Origin of the sequence: Aeromonas sp. 603607 (genome assembly GCF_049171595.1) — a bacterium.
GTDB classification, from domain to species: Bacteria; Pseudomonadota; Gammaproteobacteria; order Enterobacterales; family Aeromonadaceae; genus Aeromonas; species Aeromonas veronii.
The window spans coordinates 613,033-627,909 of the sequence record NZ_JAAKOV010000001.1 but is presented as its reverse complement, the minus strand read 5'-3'; the positions used below and the strand labels follow the sequence as shown (position 1 = coordinate 627,909).

General features: G+C 59.0%; 12 protein-coding genes. 8 read left to right on the top strand and 4 right to left on the bottom strand.

The annotated features are described in order from the left end of the window. The first annotated feature begins 15 nt into the window (after positions 1-15). The 3 genes from gcvT to gcvP all read left to right on the top strand — a co-directional run bounded on the left by gcvT (position 16) and on the right by gcvP (position 4,763). Positions 16-1,113 (top strand): glycine cleavage system aminomethyltransferase GcvT, encoded by a 1,098-nt coding sequence (gene gcvT, locus G5315_RS02670; protein WP_058056652.1) that lies wholly within the window; start codon positions 16-18, stop codon positions 1,111-1,113. An 84-nt stretch (positions 1,114-1,197) separates the two neighbouring features. Then, a complete protein-coding gene (gcvH, locus tag G5315_RS02665; RefSeq protein WP_005333898.1) occupies positions 1,198-1,587 on the top strand; it encodes a glycine cleavage system protein GcvH in 390 nt (129 codons plus the stop codon). A 299-nt stretch (positions 1,588-1,886) separates the two neighbouring features. After that, complete coding sequence (gene gcvP, locus G5315_RS02660; RefSeq protein ID WP_421332333.1) at positions 1,887-4,763, top strand: aminomethyl-transferring glycine dehydrogenase; 2,877 nt, start codon at positions 1,887-1,889, stop codon at positions 4,761-4,763. 91 nt (positions 4,764-4,854) lie between these two features. Here the strand turns inward: gcvP and G5315_RS02655 are convergent, their stop codons facing one another. Further along, entirely contained in the window at positions 4,855-6,408 is a 1,554-nt protein-coding gene (locus G5315_RS02655; protein WP_216953960.1) for a methyl-accepting chemotaxis protein, read from the bottom strand. A 204-nt stretch (positions 6,409-6,612) separates the two neighbouring features. Here G5315_RS02655 and G5315_RS02650 point away from each other — a divergent pair, with 204 nt between their 5' ends. Then, complete coding sequence (locus G5315_RS02650) at positions 6,613-6,855, top strand: HAD family hydrolase (RefSeq protein ID WP_216953957.1); 243 nt, start codon at positions 6,613-6,615, stop codon at positions 6,853-6,855. A 291-nt stretch (positions 6,856-7,146) separates the two neighbouring features. After that, complete coding sequence (locus tag G5315_RS02645) at positions 7,147-7,311, top strand: hypothetical protein (protein WP_204381166.1); 165 nt, start codon at positions 7,147-7,149, stop codon at positions 7,309-7,311. Between the two features lie 126 nt (positions 7,312-7,437). On the opposite strand, the gene G5315_RS02640 is transcribed toward G5315_RS02645, so the two are convergent. Beyond that, positions 7,438-8,508, bottom strand: coding sequence for a permease (locus tag G5315_RS02640; RefSeq protein WP_266133857.1), 1,071 nt, complete (start codon positions 8,506-8,508; stop codon positions 7,438-7,440). Between the two features lie 106 nt (positions 8,509-8,614). Here G5315_RS02640 and G5315_RS02635 point away from each other — a divergent pair, with 106 nt between their 5' ends. Next, on the top strand, positions 8,615-8,941 hold the full coding sequence (locus G5315_RS02635; RefSeq protein ID WP_005344826.1) for an ArsR/SmtB family transcription factor: 327 nt from the start codon (positions 8,615-8,617) through the stop codon (positions 8,939-8,941). Between the two features lie 88 nt (positions 8,942-9,029). On the opposite strand, the gene G5315_RS02630 is transcribed toward G5315_RS02635, so the two are convergent. Further along, positions 9,030-10,412 (bottom strand): amino acid permease, encoded by a 1,383-nt coding sequence (locus G5315_RS02630; protein WP_201989206.1) that lies wholly within the window; start codon positions 10,410-10,412, stop codon positions 9,030-9,032. 386 nt (positions 10,413-10,798) lie between these two features. Here G5315_RS02630 and G5315_RS02625 point away from each other — a divergent pair, with 386 nt between their 5' ends. Beyond that, entirely contained in the window at positions 10,799-11,095 is a 297-nt protein-coding gene (locus G5315_RS02625; RefSeq protein WP_421332332.1) for a hypothetical protein, read from the top strand. A gap of 239 nt (positions 11,096-11,334) precedes the next feature. Here G5315_RS02625 and ppsR read toward each other — a convergent pair whose 3' ends face one another. Next, the gene (gene ppsR / locus G5315_RS02620; RefSeq protein WP_005333888.1) at positions 11,335-12,147 is read right to left on the bottom strand and encodes a posphoenolpyruvate synthetase regulatory kinase/phosphorylase PpsR; all 813 of its coding nucleotides are present in this window, start codon (positions 12,145-12,147) and stop codon (positions 11,335-11,337) included. Positions 12,148-12,494: 347 nt separating this feature from the next. On the opposite strand from ppsR, the gene ppsA reads away from it, so the two are divergent. Then, entirely contained in the window at positions 12,495-14,867 is a 2,373-nt protein-coding gene (gene ppsA, locus G5315_RS02615; RefSeq protein WP_421332330.1) for a phosphoenolpyruvate synthase, read from the top strand. Positions 14,868-14,877: the final 10 nt, after the last annotated feature.

Genomic DNA, 14,877 nt, shown 5'->3' with positions numbered 1-14,877 from the left:
TAAGGAAAGAATGCGATGATCCAGACTACTGTACTGCATCCCAAACACCTGGAAGCCGGCGCCAAGATGGTGGACTTCCACGGTTGGGAAATGCCCATCAACTACGGCTCCCAGCTGGAAGAGCACCACGCGGTGCGCAGCGATGCCGGTATGTTCGATGTCTCCCACATGACCATCGTCGATTTGACCGGCGAACGGGTCAAAGCCTTTCTACAACACCTGCTGGCCAACGACGTGGCCAAACTCACAGCCCCCGGCAAGGCCCTCTACAGTGGCATGCTCAATCCGGAAGGCGGCGTCATCGATGACCTCATCACCTATTACCTAACCGATACCTTCTACCGGCTGGTGGTCAACTCCGCTACCCGCGAGAAGGATCTGGCCTGGATCCGCCATCACGCCATCGATTTCGATATCACAGTGACCGAGCGTCCCGAGCTTGCGATGATTGCGGTGCAGGGCCCCAACGCCAAGGTCAAGGCCGCAGCCGTGCTGAGCGCCGCTCAGCGTACCGCCGTGGTGGGGATGAAACCCTTCTTCGGCGTGCAGGCTGGCGATCTCTTTATCGCCACTACCGGCTACACCGGCGAAGATGGTTATGAAATCGTGGTGCCGCAAGAGAAAGCCTGCGAGCTGTGGCAGGCACTGCTGGATAACGGCGTCGCCCCGTGCGGCCTCGGTGCCCGCGATACCCTGCGCCTCGAAGCGGGCATGAACCTATACGGTCAGGATATGGACGAGTCAATCTCTCCACTCGCCGCCAACATGGCCTGGACCATCGCCTGGGAGCCGAGCGATCGAAATTTCATCGGCCGTGACGTGCTGGAAGCCCAGAAAGCGGCGGGCAACCAGCCCAAGCTGGTGGGGCTGGTGATGGAAGAGAAAGGGGTGCTGCGTGCCGGTATGCCGGTCACCTTCACAGCGGCAAACGGTGAGAAGCGGGAAGGTGTGATCACCTCCGGCTCTTTCTCCCCCACCCTGGGCTACAGTATTGCCCTGGCACGGGTGCCCCGCGATATCGGTGAATTGGCCGAGGTGGAGATCCGCAAAAAGCTGGTCACCGTGAAGGTCACCAAGCCCGCTTTCGTCCGTAACGGCCAGAAGCTGGTTTAATACCGTTTTGGGGGAGGGCTGTGCCTCTCCCATCCCTTTTCATATTCGTTTTTAAACGCGACTCAAAGATCAAAGGAAGCACAAATGAGCCATATCCCGAGCGAACTGAAATATGCCACTTCCCACGAGTGGATCCGTGTTGAAGCCAACGGCGAGGCCGTGGTCGGTATCACCGAGCACGCCCAGGAGCTGCTGGGTGACATGGTGTTTGTCGAGCTGCCGGAAGTGGGCAAGCAGGTCAGCGCCGGTGACGACTGCGCCGTGGCCGAGTCGGTCAAGGCGGCCTCCGACATCTACAGCCCGGTGAGCGGCGAGATCATTGCCGTCAACGAAGAGCTGGAAGGGAGCCCCGAGCTGGTCAACTCCGATCCCTACAGCGCTGGCTGGCTGTTCCGAATCAAGCTCGATGACGAGAGCGAGCTGGCCAACCTGCTGGATGCCGAAGGCTATCAGAACGTGGTGGACGAAGAGTAATGCCCCCGGGCCCTGCCAACACAGCAGGGCCCCTTTGTATGACCACCAGCCGGGCAAGCGCCGGCCGGTGGAAGGGTGAAGTCGCCCGCGCCTGCCGTTTGCCAGTCTAGGTGCCTAGGGGGCAAACAGGCCGGTTCGCAACAAGGCGATCCCCTCTTGATGCTGCCGCAGCATCCGGTGCCGCACCCTGTCTGCGGGACCCAGAACATGAGTGGAGTCGGTATCAGCCGACGATCAGGAACATCAGGTCTTGGTTATCAGGATGTCATGCCAGGACTTATTTATCAGGAAATAGGGAAATGACCCAGTCACTGTTTGAACTCGAGCAAAAAACCGATTTTGTCCGCCGCCATATCGGCCCGGGCGAGGAAGAGCTGCGCCAGCTGCTGGCGACCGTTGGGGCCGAAAGCCTGGACGATTTGATTGAACAGACCGTGCCCGCCGCCATTCGCCTGCCGGGTCCGCTGGGGATCGGTGCCGGCATGACCGAGGTGGAAGCGCTGGCCAAGCTCAAGGGCTATGCCGCTCAGAACAAGATTGCCAAGAGCTATATCGGTATGGGTTATCACGATACCCATGTGCCCCACGTCATTTTGCGCAATGTGCTGGAAAATCCGGGCTGGTATACCGCCTACACCCCCTATCAGCCCGAGCTGGCACAGGGCCGTCTCGAAGCCCTGCTCAACTTCCAGCAGCTGACGCTGGATCTGACCGGCATGGATCTGGCAAGCGCCTCCCTGCTGGATGAAGCGACCGCCGCCGCCGAGGCGATGGCGCTGGCCAAGCGGATGGCCAAGTCCAAATCCAACCTCTTCTTCGTGGCCGATGATGTGCACCCGCAGGTGATCGATGTGGTCAAGGAGCGCGCGGTTCACTTCGGTTTTGACGTGGCGGTTGGCGCCGCGAGCGATGCAGTGAGCGAAGAGGTGTTTGGTGCCCTGTTCCAGTACCCCACCACCACAGGTGAGGTGAAAGATCTGCGCGCCCTGATTGCCGCGGTACAGGCCCAGAAAGGATTGGCCTGTGTCAGCGCCGATCTGCTCTCTCTGCTGCTGCTCAAATCCCCGGGTGAGCTGGGTGCCGACGTGGTGTTGGGCTCCGCCCAGCGCTTTGGTGTGCCCATGGGCTACGGTGGCCCCCACGCCGCCTTCTTCGCTACCCGCGATGCCTACAAGCGCTCCATGCCGGGCCGTATCATCGGTGTCTCCAAGGATGCCCGCGGCAAGGCCGCCCTGCGCATGGCGATGCAGACCCGCGAGCAGCACATCCGCCGCGAGAAAGCGAATTCCAACATCTGTACCGCTCAGGTGCTGCTGGCCAACATGGCGAGCTTCTATGCCGTCTACCACGGTCCGGTGGGGCTGAAAACCATCGCCTCCCGCGTGCACCGCCTCACCACCATTCTGGCGCTTGGCCTCAAGGCCAAGGGCGTGGCCCTCAAGCATGCCAGCTGGTTCGATACCCTGACCGTGCAGACTTCTGACAAGGCCGCGCTGATCGCCAAGGCCGAGGGGCTCGGCATCAACCTTCGTGCAGACCTAGATGGCGCGGTAGGGGTGTCACTCTCTGAAACTACCACCCGCGCTGATGTGGCCGAGCTGTTCGATCTCTTCCTCGGTCAAGGTCATGGGCTCGATATCGAGGCTCTCGACAAGGCGGCTCAGGCCCATCACGCTATCCCGCAGGATCTGCTGCGCACCGATGCCGTGCTGACCCACGAGGTGTTCAACAAGTACCACTCCGAAACCGAGATGCTGCGTTATATCCACCGTCTCGAAGCGAAAGACCTGGCCCTCAACTACGCCATGATTTCGCTCGGCTCCTGCACCATGAAGCTCAACGCCACCGCCGAGATGATCCCGGTGACCTGGCCCGAGTTCGGCAAGTTGCACCCGTTCGCTCCGCTGGCGCAGGCCAAGGGCTACCAACTGCTGCTGGCCGACCTCGAAAACTGGCTGGTGAAGGTGACCGGTTACGATGCGGTTTGCATGCAGCCCAACTCAGGTGCTCAGGGCGAGTACGCTGGTCTCTTGGCCATCAAGAAGTACCATGAATCCCGCGGCGAGGGGCATCGCGACATCTGCCTTATTCCGGCTTCTGCCCACGGCACCAACCCGGCCTCTGCCCAGATGGCGGGGCTCAAGGTGATCGTCACTGCCTGTGACAAGTCCGGCAACGTGGATCTCGACGACTTGCGCGCCAAGGCCGCCGAGGCGGGGGATCAGCTCTCCTGTCTGATGGTGACCTACCCCTCCACCCACGGGGTGTACGAGGAGACCATCAAGGAGGTGTGCGACATCGTTCACCAGCACGGTGGTCAGGTCTATCTGGACGGCGCCAACATGAATGCGCAAGTCGGGTTGACGGCACCGGGCTTTATCGGGGCGGACGTATCTCACCTCAACCTGCACAAGACCTTTGCCATTCCTCATGGCGGTGGCGGCCCGGGCATGGGCCCCATCGGCGTGAAGAAACATCTGGCACCGTTCGTGGCCGGTCACGCCGTGGTCAAGACCGACAAGGAGAGCCGTGACAACGGCGCCGTGTCGGCGGCACCGTTCGGCTCGGCCAGCATCCTGCCCATCAGCTGGATGTATATCGCCATGCTGGGCGACGAGGGGCTGAAGAAATCCACCCAGGTGGCCATCCTCAACGCCAACTACCTGGCCAAGAAGCTGGGTGAATCCTTCCCCGTGCTCTACTCCGGGCGCAACGGTCGGGTGGCCCACGAGTGCATCCTGGATATCCGCCCGCTCAAAGAAGCTTCCGGCATCAGCGAGATGGACGTGGCCAAGCGGCTGATGGACTACGGCTTCCACGCGCCGACCATGAGCTTCCCGGTAGCGGGTACCCTGATGGTCGAGCCGACCGAATCGGAATCCAAGCGCGAGCTGGACCGCTTCGTGGAGGCGATGACCGCCATCCGTGCCGAGATCGCCAAGGTGCAGGACGGCCACTGGAGCCTCACCGACAACCCGCTGGTCCATGCGCCGCACACCCAGGACGACGTGATGGATTCAGAGTGGTCCCGTGGCTACAGCCGCGCCGAGGCGGTCTTCCCGTCCGACGCCGTGCGCGCCAGCAAGCTGTGGCCCTCTGTGAACCGCATCGACGATGTCTACGGGGATCGCAACCTGTTCTGCTCCTGTATCCCGACTGAGGATTACGCCAAGTAAGTGGCGTCCAGGAGCAACAGTTAAGCCGTATAAACAACAGGGCCACCCAGACGGGTGGCCCTTCGTTTACATGGACTTTATCTGCATGCTGCTATCCGAATGTCCGGCTTAGGTCCTTGAGCTGGCTCGCTTTGCTCTGCAAGTTGGCACTGGTTTTACTGACCTGATCGATTTTGAGGCTGTTATCGTGAGAAAGTGAGGATATCTGATTGATATTACGACAGATCTCCTCGATCACCGCTTGCTGCTGGGTCGCTGCAGCGGAAACTTGATTGGAAAAATCAGAGACCTTGTCTATTTCGATCACGACCTGATTCAGGTTGCCGGTGCTTGCCCGAGTGGTTGCGAGGCAATCATTGGTTCTGGTCACATTGAGATGCATCATCTCTTTCCATCCCCCGAGGGTTTGCTGGATATGACCAATGCTGCTCTGGATCTGCTCTGTTGCTCTATGGGTTCTGGTCGACAGGCTGCGTACCTCGTCAGCCACCACTGCAAAGCCGCGTCCCTGATCGCCCGCCCGCGCTGCTTCAATGGAGGCATTGAGTGCCAGCAGGTTGGTTTGATCCGCAATCCCGCGAATTTCACTCATGATGCTGCCGATCCGTTCGGACTCGCTTGCCAGCTCGACGGCTGACTGGAAGGCCTGCTCTGCCTGGGTAGCCAGTGCCGACATCTCTTCTCCCGCATCGGAAAGCTGATTGCTGGTGGTGATGCAATGGTTGCGCGCCTCTTCGATCTGCTGGTTGCTGTCCTGAATATTGCGGCTGATCTCTTCGGCAGCTGATGCCATCTGGGTAACTGCGGTGGCGACTTGCTGAATTTGCATATCCTGTGAGGAGATATCCCTGCTGGCCAGTGCGGCCGAACCACTCAAATTGTTGGCCATGGCATTGAGCGAGAGTGTGGTGTCATCGACTCTTCCCAGCACGGTACGGATTCTGGCTTGCCAGAGCTTGATATGGAAATCGGCAATGCTGTGGGGGGCATCCCCCGAGAAGATCAGGCGGCTGATGCTGTCGTAGTCCTGCTCAAGCTGTTGCAAGAATCGCGGTGTGAGGAAGAGCGCATTACGGTTGAACCAGAGGGTGGCCAATAGGGGAATGATGATCCAGAGCGCCTGCAGTGGTGTGAGCAGCCAGAGCGCGCTGATCACGCTGAGCAGCAGCAGGGGTATGGTCATGATGGCCGGAGTGAGCAGGCGCTGCCCCATGTGAATGGCGGAGCCGGTTTCGCGTGCCTTAAGGGTTTTGTACATCTTGTTGGCACGCGCTTTGTGCTCTGCGGAGGGTCGGCAACGAACGGATTGGTAACCCACCATCTTGCCATCTTCATAGATCGGGGTGACATAGGCATCAACCCAGTAATAGCTACCATCCTTGCAGCGGTTTTTGACTATGCCCCGCCACGGCTTGCCCGCTTTTAGATGGGCCCAGAGATCGGCGAATGCCGCCTTGGGCATGTCTGGGTGGCGTACCAGGTTGTGATGTTGTCCCAGCATCTCTTCAAGGCTATAGCCTGCCACCTGACAAAACGCCGGGTTGGCGTAGGTGATGTCCCCTTTGAGATCGGTGGTCGATACCAACTGGACGTTGTCGGTAAATTCAACTTCGGTATCTGTAGTGTGAGGTGTGTTGGTTACCATGATCAGGCTCCGGTTTTACCATAACGGAATGCATCGTCTGAGTATGGCAGAGGCTGCTCATTTTATTGTGTTGTTGCTCATTAACTGTTCTGCGCCTAGCAGGGGCATCTACACATCTTCCATCGCAACGGTTTGGCGGGGGACGCAAGCCAAGTAACATCGCATGACTTATAGCCACGCAGCGATACAGGTAAGGCAATTAAGTTGGGGGCGATTTTATGGAATTATGACGGCACCCTGGTCAATTCGGTGCCGCAGAATATCGATATCGCCAAGCAGATCCTGGCTGAAGTCGCCCCCCATCTGACCGGCGATCAGTTACCTCGTTATCTGCGCAGCGAAGCGGAGTATCACCATGCCAATCACGCCGCCAAGAACTGGCAGGATCTCTATAGGGATTACTACGGTTTGTCGCGGGACGAGATGGTGCAGGCTGGCAGTCTGTGAGCCAAACATCAGGAGAGACAGGGACTTAGGTGCATTTTTTAGGAGCTGGAGGTGGTGATTGACCATTTCTCTGCCATTTCCCATGGCATTTGTTCGAAAAACGCCTAAAAACCCTTCTCCGGGAGCTTGAACTGCATGGTGTGAACAGCCAGTTCAAGGCCGTGGCTGGCTACGATGACGTGCCCGCACAGTAGCAAAAAACACCCTTTCGGCGGCCTCAAATGTCTGGAGTCTATCTTCGGCCCAGCCAGGTGTCCGTCGCTCATCTATATCGGTGATCATGAAGCGGATGTGCAGTTTGCCCGTCATTTGCAAGGGGCGCTTGGCGAGCAGAGCCGTGTGATCTCGGTGGCTGTCGCCTATAGCCGCGCGACCCCGGAGCGCTGGGAACACCAACCCGACCATATCGCCCGTGACGTCGAGGATCTGCTCCCCATCGTCGGGCAATATCTGTAACGCCGGTTGCAGATTGCCGTACGGAATAGACAAACGCCGATCAGTTGATCGGCGTTTTGTCTATGGGAAGCCTGATGGTTTCACACTCAGCTGGCTTAACACCCTGTCTGTTTAATGATGGGCGACTTAAAACAGCAGTTGCATCAGGTAGCCCATCAGGATCGCCATGCCGAGGATCACGGTAAGGAAGGCCGCAATCATCGGAGTTCTGAACATCGATTTGAGCAGGATCACCTCGGTCAGACTGGCACCGGCACTGCCGATGATCAGCGCCATGACTGCGCCCATTCCCATCCCTTTGCCCAGTAGTACCGACGCCAGCGGGATCACGGCCTCGGCACGGATGTAGAGCGGGATCCCGACGATGGCGCTGAAGGGGATGGCCAGCGGGTTGTCGGCACCAGCATGGGCGGCGATCCACTCGGCCGGAATAAAACCGTAAATAAACGAGCCGATGAGCACCCCCAGCAGCAGGAAGGGCAATACCGCTTTGAACTGCTGCCAGGCATCGAGGCGAGCTTTGACCCAGGCGGTGGGGAGCTGTGGCGCACGAGTCAGGGTTGCCGTGCCATCGCCGCAGCAGGAGAGGGTGGCCTGTTCTGCCATCTCTGGTTGCGGTGCCGGGCAGCACGCTGCCCCGTTGAGGGGTTTGATTGCACGAATGGCGCTGCGTTGGTTGTCACTGCAATGTGCTTGAGTGGTGGCGCGGGTCGCCGGGCCACAGCCGCTACCGCAAGAGGGGGTGGCCTCTTTGGGGTCGATGACATGGCGCTCGAACCCGAGCCTGTCGAGCAGCATGCTCGCCATGACGGAGACGCTGGCAGCGATCACGGCGTAGAGCAGGGTCACTTTCCAGCCAAAGGTGGCCCACATCAAGCCGACGATGATGGGGTTCAGCAGTGGCGAGATAAACAGGAAGGTGAGGGTGGGGCCAAAGCCAGCCTTGGCCGAGAGCAGCCCTCTCAGCATGGGGATGGTAGAGCAGCTGCAAAAGGGGGTGACGGCGCCGAGCAGGGCAGAGAGCAGATAGCCCTTGCCGTGGCGGGCCCCCAGCATCCGCTGGATCTTCTCGTCGGGGATCTTCTGGCGGATCAGGCTGACCCCGGCGCTAATGACCAGAAACAGCACCGACAGCTCGACAGCCAGAAACAGGAACATCTGGGCTGCATCGGTCAGCATGGTTAACCACTCATTCATTGTCGTATCCTCACCTGGTTTCTATATTTCCAAAATAATCGAAATGAATGGCCGGTCAAGATATTTCTGGTATTATCGAAATATCAAATTTGTGGAGGGCGCAGAGATGCAACTGGAAGAGGTCGCCAAGGCATTGAAAGAGCTGGGTCATCCGACTCGGCTGTTTATCTTCAAGCATCTGGTCAAGGCAGGAGAGCAGGGGCTGCCGGTGGGTGAGCTGCAAAAGCAGCTGGCGATCCCCGCTTCCACCCTCAGCCACCATATCGCGGCGCTGGTCTCGGTGGGGCTGGTGAAGCAAAACCGGGAGAGTCGCACCCTGCTTTGCGTCTCTCAATACGCGGTGCTGGAGGAGATCATCGCCTTTTTCCGCGACGAATGTTGCGTCAACAGCCCGGAGCATCGGCAAGATCAAAGGCAAGAACTGCCTTCCTGAGGGCTACGGCTGCTAGTCGTGCTGCGCGCAATCAAAAAACGCCGATCATGCGATCGGCGTTTTGCATTGTTTTTCTCAGCTACGGGCATTAACCCAGATTGGCTGCGACCTTGCTTTGGGCTTGTCCTTTGCGCTTGATGACGAAGCCGATGCCCAGTACCACCAGCCAGGCCGGGATCAGTTCGACCGAGATGCGGAAATCGGGGGTCATATACATGATCACCAGAATACCGGCCATGAACGCGAGGCAGAGGTAGTTGCCGAAGGGATACCAGAACGCCTTGAACTTGGGCTGGACGCCTTCTGCGACCTTGGCCTTGCGGAACTTGAGGTGCGCGAGGCTAATCATCGCCCAGTTGATCACCAGTGCGGAGACCACCAGCGCCATCAGCAGACCGAAGGCCTTGCCCGGCATCAGGTAGTTGATCAGCACGCAGAGCAGGGTAGCGATGGCAGAGACCGAGAGGGCAACCAGCGGTACACCGCTCTTGTTGGTCTTGAGCAGCACTTTCGGGCCGTTGCCCTGTTTGGCCAGACCGAACAGCATGCGGCTGTTGCAGTAGACGCAGCTGTTGTAGACCGACAGCGCCGCCGTCAGCACCACGATGTTGAGCACGGTGGCGACCAGATCGCTGTCCAGTGCGTGGAAGATCATCACGAACGGACTGCCGCCTTCGACCACTTTACCCCAGGGGTAGAGGGACATCAGGATGGCCAAGGCGCCGATGTAGAAGATCAGGATCCGGTAGATCACCTGATTGGTGGCCTTGGGGATGCTCTTCTCGGGGTTGTCCGCTTCCGCGGCGGTAATGCCCACCAGCTCCAGACCGCCAAAGGAGAACATGATCACCGCCATTGCCATCACCAGACCGCTGATGCCGTTGGGGAAGAAACCGCCCTGAGCCCACAGGTTGGTGACGCTTGCCTCGGGTCCGCCGGCACCGGAGATGAGCAGATAGCCGCCAAAGCCAATCATGCCGATGATGGCGACCACCTTGATGATGGCGAACCAGAACTCCATTTCGCCAAACGCTTTGACGTTGGAGAGGTTGATGGCGTTGATCAGCACGAAGAAGAAGGCTGCCGACATCCAGGTCGGGATCTCTGGCCACCAGTACTGGACGTAGATGCCCACCGCGGTCAGCTCGGCCATGCTCACCAGCACGTAGAGCACCCAGTAGTTCCAGCCGGACGCAAAACCGGCAAACTCACCCCAGTATTTGTAGGCAAAGTGGCTGAATGAACCGGCTACCGGCTCTTCCACCACCATTTCACCGAGCTGGCGCATGATCAGGAAGGCGATAAAGCCGCCGATGGCATAACCCAGCAGGACTGAGGGGCCTGCCATCTTGATGGTTTGGGCAATGCCCAGAAAGAGGCCGGTGCCGATGGCGCCGCCCAAAGCAATCAACTGAATGTGGCGGTTTTTAAGGCCGCGCTTCAGCTCCTCACCGTCTTGTTTCAAATCCATGGGTCTGTCCTTACGTCTCTGTTGTCTCTGGTCGGTGTTGGGCTCATCCTGAGCAGGCCGCAGTGCGTAGCCAAAACCTGACGAAAGCTGTATTTATTTCGTTACGCAATGCCATTTTCAATTTTTAGTGTTGGCTGGCAACCGAAGCAGAATAGTGATAATCCGCCATGAATGCACCTGTTTTCCATCTCTAATGGCCGTGTTTTGTACCAAAGGCAGCTTTTTCATGATCTGAAGAGGCTTCTTGGTAGTTTTTGGTTGATATTTGTGCAATCGAATTCTGTTTTGTTGACATTTTGTCTTGTTGGTGTGCTTTTGTTGTGCCAAGCCACAAATGGATGCAAATGATGCCAAACAAGCGAGAGTACAGGGAAGAGTGCAGGGAGTTGGAGTACAGGGAACGCGAAAGCGTGCTGCAACAAGGGGTTGGCCGGGGAGTGTTGGTGGCGCTCTGGTTAGGGATTGCCGCCAGTCCGCTGTTGTTGCTGGTGGCCGCAACCATGCTGCTGGGCTGGCTCTCGCTCGGTGATCAGGGGTTGCTGCACTACTGGCAGCAGCTGTTGCTGGTTGGCGGGGTAACGGGTGCTGTTGCTGGCGGTTGGTTGGCAGAGCGGGTTCGCCTGCGCCACGGTTTGCTGGCCTTCTATGCCCGGTTGATGAACAACCCTGAGCTCAATCGTTAGGTAACGCTGGCTGTTTGCCGAGCGCAGCAGAACGGAATCGAATAGCGGCTAACTGGCAGCAGGTGACAAGGGCACAACGCTAAGGTCGACAAGAAGAGGGATAAGCATTTGTGGTGCTTATCCCTTTTTTATCCACGCTTTTCACTGTCATCTATGTGAATTGCAGTTCGCCACAGCTGACTTTCGCCGCGACACTGTAATTTTTATCTTTTGTTGATGCCGACAGCTGTCAAGCTGGCTTAACAGAGCTGGCGGCGCAGACCGGTCGCCTCGAGGACCTTGGCGCTGATCTCCTCCACCGAGTGGGAGCTGGTATCGAGGAAGCGGATCGCCTCCTGGCGAAACAGTCGCTCCACGCAGGCCAGCTCCTGCTCGCACTGTTCGATGGAGGAGTAGCGGCTGTTGGCACGGCGCTGGTTACGGATCTCATGCAGCCGCTGCGGCGCTATGGTGAGGCCAAACAGCTTGTGACGGTTGGCCTTGAGGGGGGCGGGCAGCTCCAGCATGCCCATGTCCTGCTCGATAAAGGGGTAGTTGGCGGCACGAATGCCGAACTGCAGCGCCAGATAGAGGCTGGTGGGAGTCTTGCCGCAGCGGGAGACCCCGATCAGGATGATGTCCGCCTCATCGTACTCCCTGGTGGTGATGCCATCGTCGTTGGCAAGTGCGAAGTTGACCGCCTCGATGCGATCGTCATAGAGCTTGCGGTTCTCCATGCCGTGGGTGCGGTGGAGGCGGGGCTCGGCTTTGACCCCCAGTTCCTGCTCCAGCGGGCTGACGAAGGTATTGAGAAAGTCGTGGCCGCACGCCTCCGATTTCAGTACCTCTTCCCGTACCAGCGGGTCGACGATGGTGTGAAACAGAATGGGGCGTACCCCGGTCTGGCGAAACTGCTCGTCGATCCGCATCCGTACCTGACGGGCTTTCTCCAGTGTCTCCACAAAGGGGATAGTGATCTGCTCGAAGGCCAGCGGAAACTGGCTCAGTACCGCGTGGCCGAACACTTCGGCGGTGATGGCGGTGCCGTCTGAAACATAAAATACGGTGTGCACGTAGGGCTCCTGTGATACCGCGGGTGGGGTCGCATGGGGTAAGGGGTGAGAAGTATCTCCCGAAACCATACCTGTTTTGTCAACCGGTCTGCTGTGCCCAAGTTGTGAAGTGGCTTGCAAACCTGAATCGTTATCTTTTTGTGTCGCCATTGTAGAATGTTCCGGTCATTCGACCATCCCCAACGCTTGCTCGGGGATTTTTTTGAAAACCAATAGAAAACGTTTTCATGGTCGTTGGCAACAGAAGAAACAGACAATAACGCACCTGACTTACCCATAACCTCATCGATTAAATCGGGCGCACGAGGTGCTATGGCATCGGTGCCCACCAACCTGGAGACATCCAAGTGCAACAGTACGTGCTCTGGTACGAACAACTCGGAATGCAGGACGTAGAACGAGTTGGCGGCAAGAACGCATCCCTTGGCGAGATGATCAGCAACCTCTCTGGCGCCGGCGTATCCGTGCCGGGGGGCTTTGCCACCACCGCCTTTGCGTTTAACGAGTTTCTGGAGTCAAGCGGCCTCAACGGCAAGATCCACCATCTTCTCGACAATCTGGACGTGGACGATATCGCCGCCCTCAACCGGGCCGGTCAGCAGATCCGCGACTGGGTGATCGACGCCCCGTTCCAGCCCGAGCTGGAGCAGGCGATCCGGGTTGCCTATGAAAAGTTGAGTGCAGGAGTCGAGGCCTCGTTTGCGGTGCGATCCTCCGCCACCGCCGAGGATATGCCGGACGCCTCCTTTGCCGGTCAGCAGGAGACCTTCCTCAACGTACGTGGCATCGATGCCGTCATGACGGCGGTCAAGCATGTGTTTGCTTCCCTGTTCAACGATCGCGCCATCTCCTATCGGGTGCATCAGGGCTATGACCACAAGGGCGTTGCCCTCTCGGCCGGGGTGCAGCGGATGGTGCGTTCCGATCTCGCCGCCTCCGGCGTCATGTTTACTCTGGATACCGAGTCCGGCTTCAACGACGTGGTTTTTATCACCGGGGCCCATGGTCTTGGCGAGATGGTGGTGCAAGGGGCGGTCAACCCGGACGAGTTCTATGTGCACAAGCCGACCCTCAAGGGGGGGCGCCCGGCGGTGGTGCGCAAGACCCTCGGCTCCAAGCTTATCAAGATGACCTACTCGGACGATGCCGGTCACGGCCGCCAGGTGAAGATTGTCGACACCGATGAGGCCGAGCGCAGCCGCTTCTGCATCAGCGATGAGGAGGTGATGGCGCTGGCGAAACAGGCCCTTATCATCGAGCAGCACTATGGCCGCCCGATGGATATCGAGTGGGCTAAGGATGGTCAGGATGGCCAGCTCTATATCGTGCAGGCTCGCCCGGAAACCGTGCGCAGCCGTCAGGAGGCCAACACCCTCGAGCGTTTTGCCCTCAAGCAAGCGGGTAAGGTGTTGATCGAGGGGCGTGCCATCGGCCACAAGATTGGCGCGGGCCCGGCGCGGGTCATCTCCTCCATCAGCCAGATGGACGAGGTGCAACCCGGCGACGTGCTGGTGACTGATATGACCGATCCGGACTGGGAGCCCATCATGAAGCGGGCCTCCGCCATCGTCACCAACCGTGGCGGCCGCACCTGCCATGCTGCCATTATCGCCCGCGAGCTGGGCATTCCGGCAGTGGTCGGCTGTGGCAACTCCACCGACCATATTCAGCCGGGCCAGCGGATCACCGTCTCCTGTGCGGAAGGGGATACCGGTTTTATCTATGACGGCGAGCTGGACTTCGATGTGGCGGTGACCGAGGTGGGCAATATGCCGCGCCTGCCCATCAAGATCATGATGAACGTCGGCAACCCGGACCGCGCTTTCGACTTTGCCCAGTTGCCCAATGCAGGGGTTGGGCTGGCGCGCCTTGAATTCATCATCAACCGGATGATCGGCGTGCACCCCAAGGCGCTGCTGGAGTTTGACCAGCAAACCCCAGAGCTGCAGACCACCATCGGCAAGATGATCGCCGGTTACGACAGCCCGCGGGAGTTCTATGTGGCCAAGCTGACCGAGGGGATCGCCACTCTGGGGGCCGCCTTCTGGCCGGAGCGGGTGATCGTGCGGATGTCGGACTTCAAGTCCAACGAGTACGCCAATCTGGTGGGCGGTTGTGGCTACGAGCCCCACGAGGAGAACCCGATGATCGGTTTTCGTGGCGCATCCCGCTACATCGCCGACAGCTTCCGCCCCTGCTTTGCCCTCGAGTGCGAGGCGATCAAGCGGGTACGCGATGTGATGGGGTTGACCAACGTCGAGGTGATGATCCCCTTTGTGCGCACCGTGGGCGAGGCGGAGCAGGTGATCGACATCCTGGCCGAGAACGGTCTGCGCCGCGGCGAGCGGGGGCTCAAGGTGATCATGATGTGCGAGATCCCGAGCAATGCCCTCTTGGCAAACAAGTTCCTCGAGCACGTGGATGGCTTCTCCATCGGCTCCAATGACATGACCCAGCTCACCCTTGGGCTGGATCGGGACTCGGGGCTGATTGCCCACCTGTTCGACGAGCGCAACGAGGCGGTCAAGGCACTGCTGTCGATGGCGATTCAGGCCGCGCGCAAGGCGGGCAAGTACGTGGGGATCTGCGGTCAGGGGCCATCCGATCACCCTGACTTTGCCGCCTGGCTGGTGGAGCAGGGGATTGACTCGGTGTCGCTCAACCCCGATACAGTGGTCGATACCTGGCTCTATCTGGCGGAGCAGCATGGCGCCAAGTAAGTCACTATCG